We start from the raw sequence: 23,905 nt of genomic DNA, 5'->3' as shown, positions 1-23,905 counted from the left end.
TATCGTGGCTGGGAATGCCGTGTTTGAGCTCCAGAAACTCCCGCAACAGTTCCTCTCGGCCCCTCCCGAAGAATTCGAACTCGGTACAGCTCTTGGCGCCAGCCAGCGTTGCCGCCAAAGCGATGATGACGATATCAGCCAGCGCGTGCCGCGAGTTATCGGCGCGTGGATCCTTGAGAGGTCGGAGCAGGCGCCTGAGTTTGCGCATTTGGGTCTCCCTCGACAATCGAGAGAAACCCAAAGAATCCAGTTCAAATCGCTTTGCAATACACTACCAACGCCATATGCGATTCCCCTAGGCGGAGAAGGGGGCCACCGTCCGCAAGGGCCAGAAGGCCTCCTACGTCGTTTTCTACAAGGAGATCGAGGTCGAGGCCGACGAGAACTCCGAAGACGAACGCAAGAGCCGCCTGTTCGCCAGGGCCACACCGGTGTTCAACGCCGACCAGGTGGACGGACCTGAGGAAGCGCCCATTGCTGCACCCGTCGATGAGCTGGGTGACGTCGACGCCTTCATTGCCCGCACGGAGGCGAAGATCGTCCATGGCGGCAACCGGGCCTGCTTCATCCCGAAGCTGGACGAGATCCACATGCCGCCGCGTGAAGCGTTCATGGGCTCAGCCACGTCAAGCCCGACCGAGGCCTACTACTCCACTCTGCTCCACGAGTTGACCCACTGGACCGGACCGGCACACCGCTGCGATCGTGACCTGTCCGGGCGCTTTGGTAGCCAGGCCTATGCGATGGAAGAACTGGTCGCCGAGCTTGGCGCTGCGTTCCTGTGCGCCGAGCTGGGGATCGCGGTTGAGCCGCGTGCCGACCATGCGCAATACCTGGCCCACTGGTTGAAGGTCCTGACGGCCGACAAGCGGGCCATCTTCACCGCAGCCTCCAAGGCTGGCGAAGCTGTAGCGTTCCTGCACGGTTAAACGACGAGACTACCTCCTGCCTCCGATCCTTGGATGCAACAGCTTCAGAACGTGACTTTCAGCTTCAGATAGGGAAACACCGCGAGCCCGTTCCATTCGAGCGCCTTGACCGTTGAAAACTGCTGGGTGGCTTGCAGCACGCCGCTCACCTGAACGTACGGGTTCGGTGTCCAATCCGCCCGCGCCGAAGCCTGGATGATAAGGTCTTCGCGACCGCCTGGGAATTCCGTAAAGTGCCTGCCCTGGATGAAGCCGCCGGCCGAGGCGGTGAGGCCTGCGATCGGCGTTTGCCAGGTCACGGCCCCTGCCAGCCTCGCGGAGGCGTTGCGCTGGGTTGCCACGTCGGAGAACGTGAAATCGCCGACGGCGACGAACGTACCTGCAACGCAGAACGCTTCTTTGCCTTTGGGACCGCAGAGTGTGCCCCCGAGATCCATGTTGTTGCGCGCCCAAGCGACCGACGGTGTGAAGAGCTCGACCAGGTACGGGTTGAATCCAGAGCCATATACAGTGCTTGAACCCAGGGAATAGCTCATCACGTCTGAGGTCGTGGTGCCGTCCGTCTTCCCCTGCGCGACAATGTTGAGAACCCGATTGTAGGTGGCGCTGTTGATGAAGATGTCGACGTTTTTTGCCACGAGCTTGGCGTAGCGCTGGTCACTCACACCGGTTTGGAAAATGAAGCTGTCCGCGACTCCGACCGGGACATTGACTGTGATCGAGCCCGTCGTGCCGAAGACCGTATCGCCCACTGCGCTAGGCGTTTTGGCGGCGTTGGAGTCGAAAACGGATTGGGTTGAGGCCGCCACCGTTACCTTCGTCGCCCGCGGCTTCGGTACGACAACGTTCTCGGTGACGACCTTCTTCTTGGTCACCGTCCGCGTCTCGCGGTCGAGGCCGAATTCTTTGATGGCCTTCTCGCGCGCGTCCGCAGCCATCGGCAGCATCAGGTTCTTTTCTACGAGGATTTTATTCAGGCGGCGTTGTTGCTCTGCGAGTGGCACGGCGACGACTTCTTTCGTCGTGTACGTGCGCACGCTCCTTTTTGTTATGACTTCCGTTTCAGGTAGATCCGGCTTACGGTCCCTGGGCGGTGTAAGGGTCTCAATGCGCACCTGCAGGTTTGGATCAACCTGGGCGAAAGCAGTGACCGTTGGAAGGACGACAAGCGCCGCAATCAGGCAGATAAACCTCAGAAAACCCCTCTGCATGGCCAACTCCTGGAAAAAACATGAAGCAACAAACGCGCAAGAATGATCTGTTCGCAGTAGCAGTGCTGATTACTTCGGGCTGCCTAGTGCCGGGAAATGGCGCCGGGGCTGACCCGCTAATTGGTGGGGCCGATCCCAACTTGCAAAGCAGAATAGAGCAAACGTCTCCAGGCGCGGCGGAGCGCCTGCTCAATAACCTGCGGGAAAATCCGCCGCCGGCTCCGTCGAAAAAGAGCACGCGCCCCCACTCTTCCCACCAGCCACATGGCAGTGAAAAGAAGAACGCACGCTGACTGCCGGTGGCTTCAGCATCCGGGATCGCCGAATTTTATTGAACCCCCCGAGGGCAGGTTATAAAACCGCCGTACAAGTTCAAGTAGAATTTTCAACCGACACATTTTTCCACAGGCGCTCCGGCGCTTCGACATTCCGGTAAGCCGCATGTTCGCCAAATTTCCCATTTTGCGCTGGTATCCTGCTCTTGTCATTCTCCTGGGTTTGGCGCTGGGCCCGGCATCCGCGCACGCCTGGGGGTACAAGGGCCACCGCGTGGTCGGCTCCATTGCCGACCAGATGCTCACCGCAAACGCCAGGCAGCAGGTGGCACATATCCTCGGCTTCGACCTGAAGACTGCCGGCCCCTGGCTCGACTGCGTAAAAAGTGTCGCGCGCCAGGCCGACGGCACCTTCGTCTACACCACCAACCCGAATCATCCGGAATACGAGACCCCATGCACCCAGTTCAGGACGGCGGACGAGCAGCAGCGCATGGAAGACTATGTCGCGCGCAACTGGACGCAGTGCAGCTACAAGGCAGGGAACGTGGAACGCGGATGCCATAACACCTATCACTTTGACGATGTGGCAATCCAGCGTGACCGGTTCGATCGCAACTACCAGGGCACGAATGACCATGATCTGGTTGCTGCGACGAATGCCACCATAGCTGTCCTGCTCGGGCGGCCATCTCCGCCTCCCTTCTCAATCAAGGACAAGAAGGAAGCACTTTTTGTGCTCTCCCATCTGATGGGGGATCTTCACCAGCCCATGCATGTAGGCTCGGTCTACCTCGACAAGGCCGGCAATCTGGTGGACCCGGAAGTGACGCATACGATTGATCCGGCAACCGAGACCGCGGGCGCCAATAGCATCCTGGACAGGAATAGAAATTTTCATAGCGAATGGGACGACATTCCCGATGATCTCGGCGAGGCGTCAACCCCGGAGTTGCTCATGGCGGCTAAAGCCGTTGCGGCCATTCCAGGACGCATTGAGAACTGGTCGGTGGCTTGGGCAACCGACACACTTCTTGTCGCCCAGGAGGCGTTTACCGGCGCGAGCTTCGCCCCGAGCGGCAGCAAGTGGGCTATAACGTTTGGCGACCGCGATGCCTACCTGCGGCAGGCGGACGCCATAAAGCGCAGGCAACTGGCAAAGGCAGGCGCCAGGCTGGCGGCGGTTCTGAATACCATCTGGCCGTGAAGCCTGTGCCTTCGGCCGGTAAACTGCGCGGTTAGCTGCAGGAGCCTTGCTTACTTGCGTCCCAACCGGCTAGCGATTTGAGATACACGTCTGTCTGATCGACGCTGAACTCACACCACATGATAAGGTGGTCAGACATCTGATAGGTTCGCCACTGGCTGAAGGTCTTCGTGGTAGGCGCGCCCTTTCCACCTTTGAATTCCTTCGGATCATTGAAGACATAGTCGAAGAAATTGAAAACGCCCGCGTTGGTGTTCTTTACTCCGACCTTCTGCTTGAAGAAGGCAATCTGGTCGTAAAACTTGCTCTGGTCCACGTTACTGCCGCTAGGCAGCTTTTGAAGCTCGGCCGGCACCACGAACTTGTTCTTGGTGAGCGCCTCGTACGTCTTGTCTGTCCGCGAGAAGATGTTGAAGTCGCCGAGCAGCACCAGGTGTTCAGGCGAATAGTCGATGGGCGCCTTTGTCTCGATGTAGTCCTTCGCCTTGGCGGCAAGCAGCTTCGCCAGCGCATTGATCTCGTCGATGCGCCGGGGATCTTCCGCTTTGGCTGTGCCGTAGTAGATGTGGACCGTACACAGGTTGAATTTGGCCCAGCCAACCTGGAAGCCGCAGATGAACGGAGTCCGGGAGACCTGGCTCATCTTTTCAGTGGCAGCCTTGCTGGGAAGAACCAATTCGCCGGCAAGTCCCGTAAAACTGACCTTGGCCGTATTGTAGACAAAAGCGAGCCGCTCGAAATTGCCGCCGTCCGCGTGGCTGACGTCGGTGAAAATAACGTCCCATTGCCGGCCGAGCAGACGCAATATCTCCTTAAGCGCCTTGAGATTGGCGCGCACCTCTTGGACAGCAATCAGGTCGAAGCGGCTCATGCACTCCGCGATGTAGTACATGGCGTCTGTTGTTCGCCCGCCGCCCTTGGTCCCGCCGAACTCGCGGATATTCCAGGTCGCCAGAAGCAGCGTTCCGTCACTCGTGGCAGGTACCTTCTTCTTCAGCCCAGTGCGCAGTCTTCCAAGCCCTTCCACGATCCTCAGGCGCTGCTTGCCGTCTTTGACATCCCTCAAGCCTGCATAAAACATGAGATTCCTCAAACAATGAAAAAGATCGATTCCGGTGGTTGAAATTCCCCCATACAACCACTGATTTTGCCGATGGAAATAAGACACGACTGAATGGGTCAGCAAAACCCCTGCGGCGCGCTGACACAGCTTGGATATCCCCACTGATTGTTGCGTAGCGGTCGCGTGAGGGCGGGCAAGAGCCGCTACAACCCGGTTACCGGCCGCATGCGACTGCGTCCCGCGCTAATTCAGAGCACCTGGCTCTGGACACAACGAAAGATTGTGCATTAAAGCTCAAGCTGCCAGAGGGGCGTGTTGGGTCACGATGTGGCCCGAGCGGAGGGGCACATGTTCGCGAAAAACTTCTGCGTGGTTGTTGCATTGCTCATGGCGAAGCCTGTCTCGCGCGATCAGGCGAAATCCTCGCGGTCCCGGTTGATACCACGGACCTGACGGCTGCCGAGGATCATACGAGATGAAATAGCTGACGCTCGGCGGCAGCGCCGGCGAACATCAACGCGGACGCAATCATGAGCTGGAAAACGTCGCTTGCTGCGTGCATCATCGCTGCGGTTTCCTCTTGCGGGGCCCAAGCGCAAAGTCTTTCCGGCAGCGCAGGCCAACCTCACGTTGGACGGCAGTATCCCCTTGAATCAACGACAAGGACCATCACCGACTTCGGCGAAGGACTCATAAGAGCGCTCGGAAAGCGCTCCGGCCGTCCTCCGTCCGACGGCGTCGGGCAACTGGTGATCGACCTCTCGGTTCTTTCCGGGTTGGAGCTGTCGCTGGCGACTATGATTGAGCAGCTGGATCAATCGCCCGGCGATAGCTCGACAAAAGTATTTGCACTGAATCAGCAATTTTCAAAGATAAAGGACCAATACCAGAAGATCCAGACAGACTTCGCCGCGATCGATAGGCAGTGGATTGCAAGCAATGCCTCGCTTGGAATCGACATCGGAAACTTTGCGCACGACGGCGCTCTTTATTACTGCATTGTATCTTGCAGAGGTCAGATCTACTCGGGGGGCGCAGCTATCAGATTGAGCGCTGGCCAGGAGTTTCTGCTTGCTGAACAGCTGCGGAAAGACGTCACCACCATTCAGCGGTTGGCGGCAGACCTACAAGCGGCGAACAGGAAGTAATTGGGCGCAGCTGCTACGCATAACGTATGTTTGGACGAGGTGCCCTTATGGACTGGAGGCAGAAGCTCAATATCACGATCGCCGTGCTCCTTATCGCCATAGTAGGACTATTGATATTTGCCCTCTTTCGGAATCGGTTCGATCCAGTAGTAACAGATTTGGTGTTGAGAAATTTCCCAACGATTATTGGTTTGCCGTTCGCTTTTATCGCTGCATTCGTTGTAGTGGCATTGTTTCGGCAGGGCCACGCTCCCATGGAATTCAAGGGATTAGGATTGGAGTTCAAAGGCGCATCAGGGGAAGTGATCCTATGGCTGCTTTGCTTCCTGTCCATTGCCACGATGATTAAGTGGTTCTGGGCCTAGATTACGTTGATCCTCCAATCCATGGAGCTCACGTTCGGCTAACCGCAATCTTGATGCTCAGTTTAGCGTTTGGATGGGTTTTCCGCTCGATGACTGTGAACCGTCTCACACGGTTACCCGGTGCTTGGAGCTAGGCTGATTGTTTGGAGGCGCCCTGCCGAAAGACGGCTTTGCGAAGGGGACTATTCTATGGCGGACACGCAGCCATCAACATCAGCGACGGGTGGCGAGCGTCGGCGGGCTTGGCGCTTTCTCGTGAGGTATGGCACAGGCGTCGCTGTGGTCATAGCGGGTCTCTGGACCGCGACGACCTGGCTGTACACGCAACACCAGCAGGCGTCGGACGCTGCCGCCGCGGAGGTGTCCCGTCGCGAGCAGGCCACGCAAATCGCGATACGGGAATCGCAGAAGCCCTTCCTGGAGCGGCAGCTGGCGTTCTACTTCGAGGCCGCAAAGGTGACGGCGAAATTGGCTACCTCCGCCCCTGTCAAAACCTCTGCTACACCTGACCGGGCCCCGACCGAGGATTGGGCCTGGGCCCGCAGGCGGTTCTGGGAGCTTTACTGGGGTGAGCTTGCGGCTGTGGAGAGTCCTGAAGTCGCGCGGGCGATGGCGCACTTCGGGCAGCGGTTAAACGAACTCGAGACGTGTGTGGCGAAGGACGGCGAGTGTGCCCAAGCGCAGGACGCCCTCAAAGGACCGTCCATCCAGCTAGCGCACCAGATCAGGGAATCGATTGAGAAGGGATGGGGTTACTCTCTCCCCTCCCTTCAGAAGTAGGCGTCGTCGCCCCCGCCGATCATGCCCGCGTTGGACGACTGCTCAGTGAAGCCGTCCGCGAAGCTTGCGGATGATCCCCCGCAGGTGGTTGACGTACTCTTCGATAAACCGCTGCAATCCTCTTTCACGGGCTTTTTCATCGTCAGATCGTCACGGACAAGCCGGCACCGGGTTGATCCAAATCAAATCCAAGGCCAAAGCCCGACCAAATAACAATACCGCCGCGAACAGCGTGCAGGTTTGCGTCCCCGCTAACCACGCCTGCGCAGGAACGCAGCTCGTCCGAAGACAAACGGTTCGGCGCGTCGCCGGCTCCACGCGCAAGCGCGCCGGCGTCTTAAACTTGGGGAAGGTACAAGTCGGCGGCGGGCATTGGGTTCGCGAACGGCCAGTTCACAGGCTTAACGTCGGGATTCAAAGCTAAACACCGTCGTACGTCTGGACCTCTCGGTCTCATACGAGTTGCGTAGAAAAACAATGATGCGTAAGGTTGAGGTTTTCAGGATTGATCGTTGGAGACTAAATTGCCCAATACCAACCAGACAGGCAGCGATCCCCAAGACCCCGCGCAAGATCTAACGAATAGTTCGGATGCGAGCGCTCCTGTCGGAGTCCAGCTCGATCCTCAAGTAGAGCGAGCCCTGTTCATAACATTCTGGAAGTGGCTCGGCATCGTAGGCTCGCTTGTCGTCGCCGCGGTTACCGCGGTTTCAGTCTTGGTTTCGCAGGTCGTGCTTGAAACTGCGCGTTCATCCAGCGAGAGCGAAGCGCGTAAGCGTCTTGATGAGCTGTCAGCGCGCATTAAGGACATAAACGATCAATCGATTGCCACACGCAAGGAAAGCACTGACTCCTTGGGAGCCATTTATCAGGCTCGTGGCAGGAGTGACGAAGTGTTGAAGAATGCGTTGGCGCAATTGGACGAGGCAAATTCAACTATCAAGAAGCTGAAGGAGTTGCACGAGGCGAATAAGGCGGTCTTGAGCGCGCCGGCAGATGTGGCAGACGCCCTCGCAAAGAATCGGGATTTTGTGACATTGGTCCAATCGACTCTGGATTCGATCTACGCCGGCGCGATCGTAACTTTCGATCGGGAATGTCCATCCGGGTGGTCAATGTATTCTCAAGCCGGTGGTCGCTTCATTATAGGTGCGGGAGAGCACAAAAATACTGATGCCGCGAATCGCGCTCTCACGGTCTACGCGGGTACGAAGACAGGGGGAGAACAAGATCATCGCTTAGCAGCGGCTGAGTTGCCCTCGCATCAACATGATACGTTGTGGGCGTTTTGGACTCTCAAGGGCGGTGGGGGCTCGGTGATGTAAAAGGGAACATTGTTGTGGGAGCGAGCGCCGGCACGTTCAAGACCGGCCTAACTTCTCCTGCAGGCACCAATAATCCGACCCCACTGCCGTTGCCCCCCTACCTCTCTCTTTATTTTTGCAAGAAGGGATAGTGAGGGGCTCAGAAGCATGTAAACGATTGCCGGCACCCGTCCCCTCTACACTTGGCGATTGCGGCAAAAACGGCTGGACTCAACCAATCAGATCATTGCCTGCCGCGCGGCTAAAGCACTCCCGCGCAGAAACGCAGCTCGTCATTTGACAAGCGGTTCCGCGCGTTGGCGCGCCAACCGGGCTCTACGCGCAAGCGCGCCGGGCCTGGAGGTCCCGGCCTTCGGTCACGATCCCTCGCGCAAGGAAGCCAGACCTAACCGCGCGAGCTCTCTTAAGGACACGCCGCAGCATTTAGCCGCGACATGCCCTCTAAGCGTCCGGCTCAAGCTATTTCTTAGTCGAGGGCTTATTCTGCCGTCTGGTATCAGGCGCGCGAAGCACAAGCTTGCCGCTCACCGCGATCCCTGCGGCCAATGACACGTTCAGGCCCTCGCCGTCTTCGTGCTGCCAGGCCGCGCCCACCTTTGTCCAATAAGGGCTGTTGCCGGTTTCATCGACGACGAACGCTTCGTAAGCCGGTTTGGGTTTGGTGTTCTCACCCATGGTCCACTCTTTCAAATGTTGATAGATGCGCAGGTATCTGCGCCCTCAGTGTGAGCTGACCTGCGACAGGAGCAAGGAATGAGCGGCAGCCGGAGCCACGGACGTTGGTTTTCCGCGGGTTTATGCTTTTATTGTCGGTCGTCGGCCGTCCGACGTGCTGCCCGCAAACGAGAGCATTTGGGCCTTTCGCGGCCGGAATACCTTGCCGCACCTGCTGCGCCTCGCACACACTGCCAGAGCTCGCAAGGGCAACGCACCTCCGTGCTAGACCAAGAAGAAAAAGGAGGACGCGATGCGTACAGCGAGCGCCTTCCTAAGGCTCGCATGGAAAGGGCTTGAACTCGCGTTCATGCTCACCATCAGGCTCTAGGAAAAGGAAAAGGCCCCATTGCAGTGGGGCCCTCCTAGCTAAACCAAGCTCGTGCGTTAGCGAGCAAGACATATATACCCCAACGACGATAAAACTTCAAGTTGTATTAACCGACGCCGGTTGTTTTCGGTCCATCCTCGAAGAGCGCTTTCAATACTGAGGGCGCCTCAGCAGCTCGGGAAGTCGGGAGATCGCCTTCGCGATCCGTCTGGCTTCATCGCGTGACAGGTAGTTGCCGGCGTACTGGTAACCCCACGAATGCAGGTCCTCTCGGTGAAGGATGCAGCAGAGCGTAAAGCCGTTGCCGTCCTTCACGCGGAAGCACTCCTGTTCCTCCTCCACAGTCCATGGAGCAGGAAAGCGCCGGAGGTTGTCCATGACATGCGGCTATCTCGCGAGCAGACGGAGTCCTGAGCCGGGAGGGACAAGGCGCCGCTTGACCGGGTGGGGCCGCGACGGTGCAGGTGCCCGACGCGGGATGAAGAGGCTAGCGACGACGATCGGGTCGGTATCGCCCAGCGCCGCGCGCTCCTGGACCAGGCCGCTCATGACGGTCCGCATCTTGAGGATCTCTTCGGCCACGAAGGTGCAATCCTCGTCCCGGTTGCTTTGCTCATGCATGATGGCCTCAGCCTCGCGCATGCTCACGCGCAGTGCCCTGATTAATCTACGAATTTCGTTGATACGGTTGTCCATGGCTCGCTCCTTGGCTGGACGTGCAGCATAAGAACGAAACGTGAACTAAGAGTCAAGATCGACCAAGGGGGATCGCGCCGCGCCCGAAGCGCATCAAGGGTCGAGACGAGCGGCAAAGCCGCCCTTGACGCGGTCCGTGCCCGTCGCGAGCGGCTTGGCATCACCAATGCCGACGAGTCGGCATTGTGCCGCGCTGCGATCGCAAGAACACAGGCCAACGTCGTCGGCGAGTCGAAACAAGGATCGCAGAAAAGATTGTTACGGTGCAACCCGCTAAGACGACGCCTACTTTAAGTAGATTTAAGCCGTTACCTATCGTAATCTGCACGAATATTCCTTGATTTGATTGCTCGAGATGGCGTCCTTTGCATCCTTCCGGAAGTGCGACTTCCAAATTCATTCTTGTCGCGACCCCAACTGGGAAGGTCAGCGTCCGCTTGGCGTCGGAGATGCCAAGCCCGGAGGGGCGAAGGCCTCGGCGGTCGACGTAGAAGCCTCACGCAAAGCTTGGGCTAAGTCTCTCGTCGACAAGTGTGTCGCTAAGAAACTCAGGGCGATCGCGCTAACGGACCACCATGAAATGGTCATGGTGCGCTACGTGTTGGAGGAAGTGCAGACTCGAAGGAGCGCGGGCGCTGATCCGGATCTTTGGGTTTTTCCAGGAATGGAGTTGACGCTCCAAGGGGGATGCCAGTGCCTCATCCTCTTCGATGCCGAGCTTGAACCGCGATGGTGGGTGCAGGCGAAAGGCACCTTGGGCATCAACCATGCGGCTATTGACGAACATACCGCCAAGGGCGCATCTGTAACCCAGTTGTCATACCCCTATGTTGAAATCGCCTCCCGCCTCGACGCTATCAAGGGGCTCAAAGGCCGCTACATCGTTCTTCCCAACGTGTCAGGCGGTGGCCAGTATACGGTCGTCACCGAAGGTGAGCATAAGAACTTCCGCGAGATGCCGTACGTTGGGGGCTATCTCGACAAGGGACAGAACATCGACAACATCCCGCCTCGCCTGAAAAACCGTTTATCGGGCAAGGACAACGTATGGGGCGACAAATACATCTATCCTTTGCCAACTACGGACTCTCGCGAAGCGGGCTACCCTCGCTTGGGTACGAATGAAACCTGGATCAAGATCTCAGCGCCAACGGCTGAATCCATCCGGCAAGCATTTCTTGGCTGCAACTCCCGGATCTCGCTCGAAGCCCCGGCGTACCCCTCGATCGTCGTCAAATCCATCAAGGTGAAGGGTACCGACCCGCTAGCAGACATCGATCTCGAATTCAGCCCCGAATTCAACACGGTCATCGGTGGACGCGGCTCGGGAAAGAGTACCCTTCTTGAATACATCGCGTTCGGCCTCGGACGAAGTTGCTTCGACCTCTCCGAGAAGCCGTACAGCGGCTTGGCGCGCCTAACTGACCTGATCAAAGAGACGGTCATTGCAAAGGGAGGCGAAGTCACGCTCGTCGTTACCCAAGACGGTGCAGATTTCGAGATCAAGCGAGCAGCCACAACTCGGTTCGAACCACAGGTAAAATATCCCAATGGCAAGAAGGAGACGTTGAGCGCCAAGGAACTTCGCTCTCTATTTCCTGCTATTGCGTACAGCCAGGGTGAGCTTTCCGAGCTGGGGCGCGAGGCTCGTGACAAGACAAGCGTAGATGATCTGTTGACGTTCATTCGTGCGCCATACAAGGTCGAGGCCGACGAAGCAGAGACGGCCATTCGAAGGGCGAAGGATGGCATGGCTAAGGTCGCCCGTGACTTTTCGCAGCTTTGGACACTAACGGCTGAGAAAACGAAAGCTGAAAATCAGCTTGCAGCCGCCACTGCCCGCATCGCCGCCTTGCAGGCGACCTTAACCAAGCTTCAGGAAGGGGACCAAGCCGTCCTCGATAAGAACCAGGCGGTCATAGACATAGGCCAGCAGGCGGAGCGACAACAAGCTGACATCGAAGAACTCCAAGAATTGGTTGAGGACCTTTCCGGCAGGCTGGCGAGCGCCCAAAGACTTAGAAGCACCTTGCCTGACGCAGTCGTATCAGAAGTCAAAACCTCCACAGATAAGGTTTTGAGCCAGGTCGGGACTAAGCTCGATGCTCTGAGCAAGGAACTGACGGCTGGTCTTAAGGGATTGGCGCCCAGCTATAAGAAGCTGGAGAAATTTGTCGCCGATCATAAGAAGACGCATGATGGCATCGTATCCAAGATTGGCACGCAGAGGACGGTTGCCAAGCAGATTGCCGAGTTGCAGAAGGCGTGCGCAACTGAAAAGGACAAGATCAGCCAACTTGGCAAAAAAATCTCCGCTTTGGGGGACCTTAATAAACGGTACCGAGACGCGCGCACCGCATTGAGAAAGAGCGTCGAAGACCAAGCTGAAGGCTACAAAAAGTGGGCAAGTCAAATCGAGGACCTGTCCGGCGGTAGCGTATCTATCGACATCGATGAGGATGGCGACTTGTCGGACATCTATGTGGCGCTCGATACTCTCGCCGTGCGCACGTATTCCCAGGAAGCGGCGCGCAATAAGAAGTTAAACGAACGGATTTCGGCCGACGGGGCGTGGAATACCCTCGATAAGCTCTCAAGCGAAGTCGGATCGCTCCTGGGATGGAAGCTAGGCGCCGATGGTGAGAAGGCCAAGGGAGTGCCCGACTATTCGACCGTTTCCTCTATCCTAGGCGAATCGGACACGACCAAGCGCGCCACCGCCGATATGGTTGACGAAGCGAGGTACCTCTCCGTCGTTCAGGCGGCGCCAAAGCCGCAGGTAACCTTCAAGTACAAGGCAGATGGCCAAGAAATTGCTTTCGAGAAGGCTTCGGAGGGGCAGCGAGCTGCCGTATTGCTGACCATGCTGTTGAAGCAGGAGGGCGGACCGCTCATCATCGATCAGCCCGAAAGCGACCTTGACAACAGTGTGATCTCGAAGGTGGTTGATCTTCTTCATACGATGAAGAATCGCAGGCAGCTCTTTTTCGCCACCCACAACGCCAACCTGGTTGTGAATGGATCGGCGGAGCTCGTGGCCTACATGGCGAACAGCAGCTCCGGGAAGCGCATCATTGAGCATTGTGGCGCAATCGATCACCCGCCGCTTCGACTGGCTATTACAAACACGATGGAAGGCGGGGAAACGGCTTTCAAAGACCGGCAGCGAAAGTACGGTTTCTAGTGCGTACGCCGGTGCTAAATGTTTTGAACTTAATCTAAGGTAGCTGATTATGGAAAAGCGTTCAGCCGAGATCGTCACAATCTGTGAAAACATCGATCACTGCTTTTCTTTCGCCCTATGGTGTGAAGACTTCGCGCCATTTGTCAACCCGGAAGACATGATGGCGGGCCAGGCTAGAGCATTTGACCTGGTGTCAGATGCAACTCGGCTGCAGAGCTTTCTTGCGCTCCGCAAGCTGGATGATTTCTTTGGTGGAGTGAAGCCAAAAGCCGGGGACCTCACAGCCGCCGATTTCGGAATTGATGTTCCCGGCGTGCTTGGTGAAGTCGGGGAAAAATTTTTATCGAAAGATGAGCGGGAGACGGTCAACAAGGAAGTTGCTCACCTTACTGAGAGCCTATCGTTGGAACGCGAGAGCGAGGTTGGCCTTCACGAAATCCTTAAGCGCTCCATCCCTGTACTTACGAGGTTAGTTGCCGAGCTTAGAAAGCTGGATACCGCACAAGAGGCGACGCAATGGCTCGACAGAACAAGTGAGCTGGTCGAGCGAGCCAGGAACTTCAAGACTCCTGCGGAGAAGCACGAAGAGGCTCAACGGGAATAAATCCGCACCGCACTGATCTCGCGTCAAGGGTCAGGACGAGCGGCATGGCTGCTTCTCAATTCGCGCCTAGTCCGTCGCAGGCTCCCCTTATCACCGAAGCTGAAAACTCGGCATAGGTCCCGGAACATCGCTTAGGCTTTGTCCTGATTGCGCTCCTTGAGCCAGTAATATCGAGTAAATACGTTCCTCCACACCAACTCTACGAGGTCGCGAACTATACGTATCTCAGGAGCTAATGTGGCCAGGTCTTGTTTCTTAAATACTGAATGGAGTGCTTCGATAGCGGTGAGCTGCTTGAATTCGCCGTCAGCACGCTTGCTTGCTGCGCAGGCGGCGACGGCGTTTGCGACATCCTCAGCTAGACTCAGGGTACAGTCCCCAAGTACGGAGGCCGAAAGCCGCACTGCAGTGAGTTGAGTGCCAACGTCTATGCCGCCGTACACGAAGCGATAGCGTTCTAACGCCCGCAAGACTGGCTCGACGGCGGCCAATCGATTGCTGGCGCTATCTGCCGTTCTTTGGAGCAATTCGCAGAGCTTTTGAAAGCGCTCATTATTGGAAACTAGCTTTTCTCGAAGGTCCGCGCGTTCCGCGAGGTCTATGCCCACAAGCAGGGTGTTCACGCAAAGCTGGAAGATCTGGCGACCATAGAGCATAAGCGAGCCGAAAACTCCCGTGCTCTGGCCCTTGCTGGCGCCGCTAGGATAGAAAAATTGATCACCCACATTGCCTTCATGAGCCACCTGAGAACGTGCCTTGTAGAATTGGTGAGCCCACTCATCGAGGCGCTCCGTTCGACCAAGCAACAGCGAGATCGCGTCCACCAGACGGTCAGTCTTCGAAGATTCCGGCAAGCGTAGAAGTGTTTCGAAGGCTACGGCCAGGTTGAGGACCGCCTGGCTTTGACTAAGGCCATTTTCGTTGGCGGCATTGAACCAATGCAGGGCGGAAAAAACGCGCAGGGATGTCGGCGTTTCTGGTTTCTCCAATAGATCAAGCAGCAGGTGGTGATAAGGGCGACGAGCCATTCGGTGCTCGAAATCAATGTGGATGTCTTGCGAGATGTTCAATGTCATTTGCGGCTTCGGGCCATACAGGCGTGAGCCGGGTTCGACCCAGAAGGCATGTCTGAGATTATAGAGGCCATTGTAGCCGGGGACATAGTCTCCCTTATCGGGGTCTGGCCCCGATAAGGGGGTGACGCTTTCCGTGTGATGTTCTGGACGAGTAAGAAGAGTGCTCACGCGGCTAGGTGTGAACAGCACAAGGCTGATCTCTTCGGGCGATAGGAACACGGTTTCGAAGACATCATGAGGAGCTGCGTATAAGTAAGCTACGACATCCCTTAAGTGGGCGAGGTGGCGGAGGCGCGGATCGCCGGAGTGAACCTCGATATCCGGTAGAATTGCATAAGAGGCCGATTTCACACGGAGATCGCTTTGCACAAAGAGCATCCGTGCAAGCTCATCGATTGCAGTTGCTTGATGTGGTGGCAATCCTTCCACGTCCTCAGTTGACCGGAAATTATAGCCGCCGATGCGTGCCGGCGAAGACGTCTTAAGGAAGGGGAAGATTGCAACTGCGAAATCTGAGTTGGTCATGAAGGTACTGTACCACGAGCAGGTGAGGGGCCGACCATCATCTAACTATTTGAAAAGAATGGCTCCGGACAGGCGATGTTGGTAGATGCTCAGCGCTTGGTACCGAAGCGAAAGTTTTTCGACTTCAAGAGCATCTCGACCTTTTCTTCAGCGGTGCTAAGGACGCTCTTCCGCGCCACGGTTAGCCGTACGGGGACCAGAAGCTTTGCCGGGCTTGTCAGATTCTCGGCCTGGATTTCACATTCGATAGCGCCTGAAACCGTGTCCTGGTCAGGGCTGAACCAAATGTATCCCCAGAACGACTCGGGGTCACCTCCGTGTCGCCATTGCTCGCATTCGTAGACGAACTGAGGAACGGGAATTCCATTATCCGGGCGCGGCTTCCAAAAGAACTTGTTCGGATCTCGCTTTCGATCCCGGAAATTATGCAAGCTGCGTAGGCCCAATAGGTCGAGCGGCCGCTGAGAAACTTCTGCTCCCACTACGGGGACTCTTGCGAGAGCGGACAATGCAAAGCTGCCTTGAGGAGCCCAAGTCCCAGTGGGAGCCGTGGGTGGTGGTTGAAACTCGGAAACCAACGGTTCGTCGTCATCCTTTTCGCGATTGACGAGTTCGAAGTTGCCCTTCGCCTTGACGGTCACGAGCACGTCTTTAGCTGGTCGGCTGCCGGTGTTGGCTGCATAGAATGCAAACCTATTGTCGTTCTGTTCAGCCTGCATGATGTGGTGCAGGCCTTTGAGAATGGATTCGCATTGCGAGACCCAGGCCGGGTAGTGCTTATCTCTGTATCGCGCAATCGCAGGCTTGCTCGGAGGTTCGTATTGGTACACCGCGTTCGAGAACGAGTGTCCCCCGATTTGTGGAAACTTTGTCGGTGGCGTCGTAAAATCCGTAACCATAGGGAACTGCCCAGAAATTTTGCCCATCAACTCCGAAACTTCGGATGATGATCTGATAGACGATCACTTCGCCTTCAAGCCGCTTCAATGGCTTCTGATCGACATCAATGCACGCAATTCTTATGGCCGGCTCTGACCGTTCGAGTTGTTTTACCTTGGTTTCAAGGGCCTTGATTATTTTGTCCTTCTCGGTCGACTCAGGCTCAAGCAGCCAGTCGTCCGGTATGGGAGCGATCGCGACTCCGACCATTTTGGCGGAAGCCATAGGGCCGGTGTCGTGGGTGAGAACACGGACATCCTTGCCAGAATGCTTGCTTGCGAAGGCATGCGCGATACCGACGAGAGCATCGTCGTTATGCTCGTAGTCGAGTTGATCCTTGAGAGCTGAGTCCGGCTTAAGACTGTTGAGGATGAACAGCTTCACGGTGGGGGAGGGGCCAGCGACGACCTTGTGATCCGATGTACTGAGAATAATCTCGCGGAACAGGCTGGAGGTTGCTTTGGCGCGGCGCGCCAGACGGTCGCTCCCCTTGTTCTTTTGGCGGTCGATTTCGGCCTGAACCGGTCGCGAGACGATGAGGTGTATTTCATCAGCATCGCCCCAACGTGCCCAATCAAGTTCGTCGAGGGCTCGGCATTGGGCAAAGAGATTGGTATCGGGAAATAGGTAGAGGATCTTTTCCATCTGTTCCAAATATTCCTGCCGGAGAACCTTGGCTGTCAAAGACGATTCAGGTCTGCCGAGACTGACAACTAAGCAACAGGGGATGCGATCTCTAAGCTTAGTGAGTGGAATTTAGCGCCAAATGTGATAGATTCGCGATATGCCCATTCGCAAAAAGTCTGGTTCTAACAAGCGCGTCTCCGCTAAGTTCGTGCTTGGCAGGGAGCGTTTTGCGAAGATCAGTGCCGTAGAAGGCATCAAGCCGACCGCAGCCATGAAAAAGCGTGCCTCTGACTTTGAGGTGAGGGGGCTTTCGGCTAGCGAGCGGCGCCGTGAGATCATCAAGGCTTATCGCAAAGGTTGATGATCGAGTCCCATGTACGCGGCCATTGATGACCCGTACTGCTATCCCGGCACGACCGTCCTCAAAAACAAGCTAGGCCTCCGCGAGCAGCGCGATCTCGATGCTTTCGAGACGGAAATCTCGTTCCAGCGATCGACCGAGGCGATGCCTCCGGGCAGGCTTAGTTACACGCACTACCGAGCGATACACCGGCATCTCTTCCAGGATGTATACACGTGGGCGGGAAAGGTGCGGAATGTACGGATTTCCAAGGGAGGAAGCACATTTTGCTATCCTGAGCATATCGACCAGGAGATGAGCAAGCTGTTCAAGGCCCTAGCCAGAGCGAAGCATTTCAAGGGCAGCAATCCCCAGGCTTTCGCCAAACAGGCGGCCCATTTCCTCGCCGAGTTGAACGCTATCCATCCCTTTCGCGAAGGGAACGGCCGGGTGCAATTGACCTTCCTAACGCTTCTGGCGGAGAAGGCGGGCCACCCCTTAGTGCTCAGGCGGCTCGATCCGGAGCGGATCATGAAAGCCGTCATCGCAAGCTTCGGCGGCAACGAAGCGGCGCTCACGGCAGTTATTCAAGGGTTGTTGGAAGAGCAGGGCAGAGGCTCCGCCCGATGAGCTCGGTAGCGAGGCGATAGCAGACCATCCATCCCGGCTGGGGAGCTCGTCAAGATCGTTGCTTAAATGTGTGACATCTATCACACTTGAGGTTGTTTAAGTCTCTGATTTAGCACAAACTCTAGCACAGAAAAATTTTCAAGCCAAATTTATCAATTCATATCAAGTACTTATTCCAATTGCTATCCGTCTCATAACCTGAAGGTCATAGGTTCAAATCCTATCCCCGCAACCACCGATGCTTGCGAAGCGAGCCATCCAGAGCCCCGGCCTCCGAAAGGAAGTCGGGGTTTTTCTTGCTCGCCGCAAAGCGCAGGATCGCGGGACGCGGCCGAAATCGACGATCATCTTGATCCCGCCATCGTGCCGAGTGTCGTGCTGATGAACCCGCCGTTCTCGGCAATAGCGAACGTTTCCGGCCGCATAGCCGACACCGCGTATCGTCACATCGCCTCGGCCCTGGCGCGCCTCGCCGATGGCGGCCGGCTGGTCACGATATCACGCGCAAGCTTCTCACCCGAGGCCTCAGCCTGGCGCGATGCTTTCGCCCGATTGCAGGAACGCAGCAGCGTGGTGTTCACCGCTGCGATCGCCGGCGCGGTCTATGCCAGGCACGGCGCGACGATCGAGACGCGCCTCACCGTCATCGATAAGACGCTGGCCGATGACCGGAACGCGTTCGCGCAATCGCCGGGAATGGCGCCCGACGTCGCGACGCTGCTCCGCTGGATCGACGAACACGTTCCACCTCGCCTGAGCGTCGCATCAACCGTTCCGTGTCTCATGTCAGCGTTGCCGCCACCTCGCACCGTGCGCGGCTATCTCGCGCGGGCCGCCGCGCAGTCGGTCAACGCATCGGTCGCCGATCCCGAGGGCGTTGACCTCGCGTACGAGACATTCGATTGGACGCCGGCCGAGGGGGCACGCCTCAGCGACGCCATTTACGAAGGTCGGCACCTGGACCGTAGACGAGACCTTCGACCTCGTCACGGCCGCCCGCGATGATGTACCGAACGCCGTCCGCTTCCGTCGAGGTTTTATGCTCGGCGACGGGACCGGCGCCGGCAAGGGTCGCCAATCCGCCGGTATTATTCTTGACAACTGGCTGCAGGATGGGCGCAAGGCGGTCTGGGTCTCGAAGTCGACAAGCTGCTCGAGGGCGCCCAGCGCGACTGGTCCGCGCTAGGGATGGAGCGTCTGTTGCTCACGCCCCTCTCGCGCTTTCCTCAGGGGCGCGAGATCGCCTTGGCCGAAGGCGTCCTATTTTTAACCTACGCTACGCTGCGATCCGACGACCGCGGCGAGAAGCTTTCGCGCGTCCGGCAGATTGTCGCCATCGAACCAAAGCCAGCCGTCGCGATCACGCATCCGGCGATCGATCTCGTCCGGTGCCTTCTCGCGTGTACATGGTCGCGAGTACATCGGGCGCCCGCCGATACCAATCCTCGACAGAGAATGAGCGCAGTGCGGCGGCCGTCTCCTCTGCCCAGTCGCCATCGGCGCTGTATTCCTCCCAGGTCTCGCGCGTTGTTGCGAGCCAAGCCTCCAGCCGTTCACGCGCCGTAGCGGCTGTGCAGCCCAAGAGATCCAGGCGGGACAAGACGACCGCTCGGGGCGCGTCGTAGACCACGTCAGAACTTTCCTCTTCATCGACCGACGGCCTGACGGCTCGGTCGCTTTCCTGGAATAGCGCGCAAAAATGATCGGGAACGACGGACTTTGCGCCACAGATCTCGGTCCTATCGAAATAGATTCCGCAGTAACTTCCCATCCATCGCTCCTACAGTCCAATCTCCAGCATGGTGGTGGGATCCAGCGAACGGTTGGCGCTGCTGGTGAGCGGAGGTCCTTTAGGATTTCCGCTCCCCGTCGCCGCCGTTTTTGGCTATGCTGTCGATTGCGCCGTGGTGGTGGAGGCGCGACCGTCAGACCTTTATCTCACGGAGACCACTACCATAATCGTCTTTGGACCACTGCTTGTCCTCGTTGGCATCAGCTTCTTCTGCTCGTTGCTGTTCACGTTCGCTGTTTTTGCACTGCCTTTCTTCGTTGGCCTGACGATCGGCACCTGGGCCTTCCACACCGGCGCCGGAGTGCTCGGTGGTGTAGCAGCAGGGCTCATGGCGGGCTGGTCAAGAGTACTGGAGCACCCCATGCAAAAGCATACGATCTCAGCCGTCGTCCGGTTGACGGTCGACCAGAGCAGATCATCAACAGATATGGAAGAGCTCGCTGGCCTTTTCGGCCGCGCCATGACCGCCTTCATGGCGATCAACGAGGGCAGGCGGCTGCAGAAGCCCAAACCCGGCGGAGGTCCTTAGCGCAACACGGGAGGGCTGAGGCCCGCGCCTACTTTGTCTCGCAATGCGAAGGCGCGGGCGTAGGCAGGCGTTGTCCGCCGTCGAGCGGCGGGCCAAAAGGAAGCAAGCTTGCCGAAAGCCGGCATGGCCGCGACAGGAGGGAGTCGTGGTCCACTCCCAAGTTCGAATTGGTCAATATACTGGAAAGCAAGTGCCCGCTCACCGGACGCGGCTGGGCCCGGATACCGAGGTCCCTCATACTGCGTGAGAGATCGAAGCCGGCCGAGACGCTGCCCGGCTCGGCTTTAACGGGTGCTCGGCGTGTCGCTGACCGCACGCGCAGCAAGAAGCGCCAAGCGAAAATTGAACTTACTGGAAGTCGGACTTCTTCTCTGGCCTTTGTTGTCGAATCGTAGATTCTGATCTGAAGCATGGGACGACGTTTCTTGAGCTCCTCCGCTCCCGCCCATGCTCCATCTCTGCTCGCGTACTCGGTTTTGAATTGACCATGCACTTCGAGGAGATAACGGGAAGCGGGCAAGCGACAAGTGGATGAGACCATTTTGTTTCTTTATAGGCGAATCGACGGTGCGACGCGTGGGACCTTTAACCATCAAGAACTGAGCGCGCCCTCAAGACATCCACCACCGCTTCCGCTGAATGCTCCAGGGTCTGCTCCACGGTCCTGAGATGAACCTCAGGTGTTGTTGGTGCTTCGTAGCACGAATCGATCCCAGTGAAGTTCTTGATCTTGCCGGATTTTACCTTTGAATACAGGCCTTTTGGGTCTCGCCGCGCGCATTCCTCGAGCGGCGTATCGACAAAGACTTCTATGAACTCTTCCTTGCCAACCAGGCTGCGCACCCTGTCCCGCTCGGCCCTAGTGGGCGAAATGAACGAGCAGATCACGATCAAGCCGCTGTCCGCCATCAACTTGGCAACTTCGCCGACACGCCGGATGTTCTCCTCGCGGTCCGTCTCCGAGAAGCCGAGGTCCGCGTTCAGTCCGTGCCGGAGGTTGTCGCCATCCAAAAGCATGGTATGCCGCGACATCGCAAACAGCTTTTGATCAAGGAGGTTGGCAATCGTCGACTTTCCCGCGCCAGACAAGCCAGTGAACCAGATGACGCAAGGCTTCTGATTCTTGAGCGCGGCGCGCTCCCGCCTGTCCACGGATAGCGCTTGCTCAGCAATATTGGTGGCCCCTCGTAGCGGGAACGCAATCATTCCTGCCCCGACCGTACGATTCGTGTAACGATCGATGACGATAAATGATCCGGTTTTTCGATTGAGGTTGTAAGGATCGAATACTGCGGGCGTTGCGGTCACAAAATCGCAGAACGCGATCTCGTTGAGGGAAAGCGTGGCGGCGGCCAGATGCTCACAAGTGTTGACGTCGATTCGATGCCTAATTGCAGTAATGCTGCCGGAAATCGTCTGCGATCCAATCCGCAGGACGTAATTGCGTCCGGGAGAGAGCGGCTCGTTGTCCATCCAGATCACATAAGCGGCAAGCTGGTCGGCCACCTTCGGTCGGTCATTGGGCTGCGACAGAATGTCACCACGACTGATATCGATTTCGTCTTCCAACGTAATGATAACCGCATCCCCGGCTTCGGCGGCGACAAGGTCGCCATCGTAGGTCACGATCCGCTTGACGCGCGTGGTGCGCCCCGACGCAGCGACCACGATCTCGTCTCCTGTCGAGATCCTCCCGGAAGCCACCGACCCGGCATAGCCCCGAAAATCCGGGTTTGGCCGGTTTACCCATTGGACCGGAAAGCGGAAAGCTTGGCTTTCGGTGTCGGATTGGATGTCAATGCTCTCCAAATGCTCGAGCAAGCAGGGACCATGATACCACTTGGTATGAGCGGAGCGGTCCACGACGTTGTCCCCGTAGCGGGCCGAGATCGGGATCGGAATGATCGAGGTGAAGCTGAGACCGGCGGCAAAGGCCAGATAGTCACGGGCGATCCGATCGAAGCACTCTTTCTTATATGCGACAAGATCGATCTTGTTCACTGCCAGCACGACATGACGAATACCGAGCAGCGAACAGATAAACGAGTGGCGGCGGGTCTGAACCATCACGCCTTTGCGGGCATCGATCAGGATGATGGCGAGCTGGGCATGCGAGGCCCCGGTAGCCATATTGCGGGTATACTGCTCGTGGCCGGGAGTGTCGGCCACCATGAAGGAGCGCCGTGGCGTCGTGAAGAAGCGGTAGGCGACGTCGATCGTGATGCCCTGCTCCTGTTCGGCCTCCAGCCCGTCCACGAGCAGCGCGAAGTCGATATCATTGCCGGTGCTACCGTACTTGAGGCTGTCGCGTTCCAGCGCCTTGAGCTGATCGTGGTAGATCATCTTGCTGTCGTGCAGTAATCGGCCAATCAGCGTCGATTTGCCGTCGTCCACCGAGCCACATGTGATGAATCGCAGCTGATCCTTTGTCCTGGCCAGGACCGGTTCCGTTGTCGGATTCGTAAACATTAAAAGTAGCCTTCCCGCTTCTTCTTCTCCATTGAAGCAGCTTCGTCGGTATCAATTAGGCGTCCCTGGCGCTCCGACACAGTCGTAGTCTGCATTTCCGCGACGATATCTTCGATCGTCGTGGCATCGGATTCAATAGCTCCGCTCAAAGGATAACATCCAAGCGTGCGGAAGCGGACCATCCGCATTTCCGGCTTCTCATCGAGGTTAAGGGGCAATCGCTGGTCATCGACCATGATCGTCGCACCATTTCGACGCACTACCGGTCTTTGTTTTGCGAAGTAGAGCGGAACGACCGGAATCTTTTCGATCATGATGTATTCCCACACCTCGAGCTCGGTCCAGTTTGACATCGCAAACACGCGCATGGTTTCGCCCTGCCGGATCCGTGTGTTGAACAGGCTCCAGAGCTCCGGCCGCTGGTTACGGGGGTCCCATACGTGTCCGGCCGAACGGAATGAGAGTATCCGTTCTTTTGCGCGACTCTTTTCCTCATCGCGCCGGGCTCCGCCAAAGGCGGCATCAAATCCGTGCAGGTCGAGCGCCTGCTTCAGCGCGTCGGTCTTCATCACCTGGGTATGAAGCGCGGAGCCGGAATCGATCGGATTGATCCCGCGCGCGAGGCCCTCGTTGTTGACATGGACGATCAGGTCGAGGCCGAGTCGCCTGGTTGTCGCGTCCCGGAAGCTGATCATCTCGCGGAACTTCCAGGTCGTATCAACGTGAAGCAAGGGAAAAGGCAATTTTGCCGGATAGAACGCCTTGACCGCAATGTGCAGCATTACGCTTGAATCTTTTCCGATCGAGTAAAGCATGACCGGCCTTTTGAACTCGGCGACCACATCACGCATGATTTCAATCGATTCAGCTTCGAGGCGGCGCAGATGTTTCGGTAGCATATGTCTTCTTTTCGATGCAGGATCTCTGTTCTTCGCCGTTCTATGGCTCCAGCCGAGAGTGGGAATATCCGCGGCGAAACGGCCGGCTAAGACGCATGGGCTCTCGATGAGCCCAAGCCCCGCTGAACACCAGACTTGCAGATGCGCGAGCATGTCGCATTCCGCCGCTGGTGCGGCCAGCGCCTGCGTCACACCTGATCGGGAGATCAGCCTCGTGCGGGTTAAGGATCTTGGCTAAATCATGCAG

At 57.3% G+C, this 23,905-nt stretch carries 23 protein-coding genes and 2 pseudogenes; 14 read left to right on the top strand and 11 right to left on the bottom strand.

What is annotated here, in order from left to right; all coding sequences use genetic code 11:
• On the bottom strand, positions 1-208 hold a 208-nt coding region (locus tag HZZ16_RS30020; protein WP_197947283.1), incomplete at its 3' end, for a transposase family protein.
• 106 nt (positions 209-314) lie between these two features.
• On the opposite strand from HZZ16_RS30020, the pseudogene HZZ16_RS38465 reads away from it, so the two are divergent.
• A pseudogene (locus HZZ16_RS38465) lies at positions 315-425 on the top strand (hypothetical protein); the annotation flags it as partial.
• Positions 426-431: 6 nt separating this feature from the next.
• Entirely contained in the window at positions 432-929 is a 498-nt protein-coding gene (locus tag HZZ16_RS30015) for an ArdC family protein (protein ID WP_197953506.1), read from the top strand.
• Positions 930-973: 44 nt separating this feature from the next.
• Here the strand turns inward: HZZ16_RS30015 and HZZ16_RS30010 are convergent, their stop codons facing one another.
• Positions 974-2,140, bottom strand: coding sequence for a hypothetical protein (locus tag HZZ16_RS30010; protein WP_197953505.1), 1,167 nt, complete (start codon positions 2,138-2,140; stop codon positions 974-976).
• 20 nt (positions 2,141-2,160) lie between these two features.
• Between HZZ16_RS30010 and HZZ16_RS30005 the strand changes: the two genes are divergently transcribed.
• A complete protein-coding gene (locus HZZ16_RS30005; RefSeq protein ID WP_197953504.1) occupies positions 2,161-2,433 on the top strand; it encodes a hypothetical protein in 273 nt (90 codons plus the stop codon).
• A gap of 148 nt (positions 2,434-2,581) precedes the next feature.
• On the top strand, positions 2,582-3,622 hold the full coding sequence (locus HZZ16_RS30000; RefSeq protein WP_197953503.1) for a S1/P1 nuclease: 1,041 nt from the start codon (positions 2,582-2,584) through the stop codon (positions 3,620-3,622).
• Positions 3,623-3,653: 31 nt separating this feature from the next.
• On the opposite strand, the gene HZZ16_RS29995 is transcribed toward HZZ16_RS30000, so the two are convergent.
• Positions 3,654-4,703, bottom strand: a complete 1,050-nt coding sequence (locus tag HZZ16_RS29995; RefSeq protein ID WP_197953502.1) for an endonuclease/exonuclease/phosphatase family protein — start codon at positions 4,701-4,703, stop codon at positions 3,654-3,656.
• Positions 4,704-5,215: 512 nt separating this feature from the next.
• Here HZZ16_RS29995 and HZZ16_RS29990 point away from each other — a divergent pair.
• From HZZ16_RS29990 to HZZ16_RS29975, 4 genes are all read left to right on the top strand, one after another.
• On the top strand, positions 5,216-5,833 hold the full coding sequence (locus HZZ16_RS29990; protein ID WP_197953501.1) for a hypothetical protein: 618 nt from the start codon (positions 5,216-5,218) through the stop codon (positions 5,831-5,833).
• Between the two features lie 47 nt (positions 5,834-5,880).
• Entirely contained in the window at positions 5,881-6,198 is a 318-nt protein-coding gene (locus HZZ16_RS29985; protein ID WP_197953499.1) for a hypothetical protein, read from the top strand.
• Between the two features lie 189 nt (positions 6,199-6,387).
• Positions 6,388-6,978 (top strand): hypothetical protein, encoded by a 591-nt coding sequence (locus HZZ16_RS29980; RefSeq protein WP_197953498.1) that lies wholly within the window; start codon positions 6,388-6,390, stop codon positions 6,976-6,978.
• A gap of 524 nt (positions 6,979-7,502) precedes the next feature.
• Positions 7,503-8,303, top strand: coding sequence for a hypothetical protein (locus HZZ16_RS29975; protein ID WP_197953497.1), 801 nt, complete (start codon positions 7,503-7,505; stop codon positions 8,301-8,303).
• 459 nt (positions 8,304-8,762) lie between these two features.
• On the opposite strand, the gene HZZ16_RS29970 is transcribed toward HZZ16_RS29975, so the two are convergent.
• The gene (locus HZZ16_RS29970; protein ID WP_197953496.1) at positions 8,763-8,978 is read right to left on the bottom strand and encodes a hypothetical protein; all 216 of its coding nucleotides are present in this window, start codon (positions 8,976-8,978) and stop codon (positions 8,763-8,765) included.
• A 757-nt stretch (positions 8,979-9,735) separates the two neighbouring features.
• Positions 9,736-10,044, bottom strand: coding sequence for a hypothetical protein (locus HZZ16_RS29965; RefSeq protein ID WP_197953495.1), 309 nt, complete (start codon positions 10,042-10,044; stop codon positions 9,736-9,738).
• A gap of 355 nt (positions 10,045-10,399) precedes the next feature.
• On the opposite strand from HZZ16_RS29965, the gene HZZ16_RS29960 reads away from it, so the two are divergent.
• Complete coding sequence (locus tag HZZ16_RS29960) at positions 10,400-13,228, top strand: TrlF family AAA-like ATPase (RefSeq protein ID WP_376707605.1); 2,829 nt, start codon at positions 10,400-10,402, stop codon at positions 13,226-13,228.
• A 49-nt stretch (positions 13,229-13,277) separates the two neighbouring features.
• Entirely contained in the window at positions 13,278-13,832 is a 555-nt protein-coding gene (locus HZZ16_RS29955) for a hypothetical protein (RefSeq protein ID WP_197953493.1), read from the top strand.
• A gap of 131 nt (positions 13,833-13,963) precedes the next feature.
• On the opposite strand, the gene HZZ16_RS29950 is transcribed toward HZZ16_RS29955, so the two are convergent.
• The 3 genes from HZZ16_RS29950 to HZZ16_RS29940 form a co-directional block, all read right to left on the bottom strand.
• Entirely contained in the window at positions 13,964-15,433 is a 1,470-nt protein-coding gene (locus HZZ16_RS29950) for a HEPN domain-containing protein (protein WP_197953492.1), read from the bottom strand.
• A gap of 89 nt (positions 15,434-15,522) precedes the next feature.
• Positions 15,523-16,152 (bottom strand): hypothetical protein, encoded by a 630-nt coding sequence (locus HZZ16_RS29945; protein WP_197953490.1) that lies wholly within the window; start codon positions 16,150-16,152, stop codon positions 15,523-15,525.
• Between the two features lie 58 nt (positions 16,153-16,210).
• Positions 16,211-17,017, bottom strand: coding sequence for a PIN domain-containing protein (locus HZZ16_RS29940; RefSeq protein WP_197953488.1), 807 nt, complete (start codon positions 17,015-17,017; stop codon positions 16,211-16,213).
• Positions 17,018-17,156: 139 nt separating this feature from the next.
• Here HZZ16_RS29940 and HZZ16_RS29935 point away from each other — a divergent pair, with 139 nt between their 5' ends.
• The 3 genes and pseudogenes from HZZ16_RS29935 to HZZ16_RS37640 form a co-directional block, all read left to right on the top strand.
• The gene (locus HZZ16_RS29935; RefSeq protein WP_197953486.1) at positions 17,157-17,360 is read left to right on the top strand and encodes a hypothetical protein; all 204 of its coding nucleotides are present in this window, start codon (positions 17,157-17,159) and stop codon (positions 17,358-17,360) included.
• 12 nt (positions 17,361-17,372) lie between these two features.
• Complete coding sequence (locus tag HZZ16_RS29930; protein ID WP_197953484.1) at positions 17,373-17,969, top strand: Fic/DOC family protein; 597 nt, start codon at positions 17,373-17,375, stop codon at positions 17,967-17,969.
• Positions 17,970-18,293: 324 nt separating this feature from the next.
• Positions 18,294-19,301 (top strand): annotated as a pseudogene (locus tag HZZ16_RS37640) (strawberry notch-like NTP hydrolase domain-containing protein); the annotation flags it as partial.
• Positions 19,302-19,329: 28 nt separating this feature from the next.
• Here HZZ16_RS37640 and HZZ16_RS38460 read toward each other — a convergent pair.
• Complete coding sequence (locus HZZ16_RS38460) at positions 19,330-19,740, bottom strand: HEPN/Toprim-associated domain-containing protein (protein ID WP_197953483.1); 411 nt, start codon at positions 19,738-19,740, stop codon at positions 19,330-19,332.
• Positions 19,741-19,768: 28 nt separating this feature from the next.
• Between HZZ16_RS38460 and HZZ16_RS29915 the strand changes: the two genes are divergently transcribed.
• A complete protein-coding gene (locus HZZ16_RS29915; RefSeq protein ID WP_197953515.1) occupies positions 19,769-20,290 on the top strand; it encodes a hypothetical protein in 522 nt (173 codons plus the stop codon).
• 585 nt (positions 20,291-20,875) lie between these two features.
• Here HZZ16_RS29915 and cysN read toward each other — a convergent pair.
• Positions 20,876-22,759, bottom strand: a complete 1,884-nt coding sequence (cysN, locus tag HZZ16_RS29910) for a sulfate adenylyltransferase subunit CysN (RefSeq protein WP_197953482.1) — start codon at positions 22,757-22,759, stop codon at positions 20,876-20,878.
• Complete coding sequence (cysD, locus tag HZZ16_RS29905) at positions 22,759-23,850, bottom strand: sulfate adenylyltransferase subunit CysD (RefSeq protein WP_311974296.1); 1,092 nt, start codon at positions 23,848-23,850, stop codon at positions 22,759-22,761. The genes cysN and cysD overlap by 1 nt, the downstream gene beginning before the upstream one ends.
• Positions 23,851-23,905: the final 55 nt, after the last annotated feature.

Source organism: Bradyrhizobium glycinis, from assembly GCF_016031655.1.
GTDB classification, from domain to species: domain Bacteria; phylum Pseudomonadota; class Alphaproteobacteria; order Rhizobiales; family Xanthobacteraceae; genus Bradyrhizobium; species Bradyrhizobium glycinis.
Note: the sequence above shows the minus strand (reverse complement) of the source record. Positions and strands in the feature narration are given on the sequence as shown.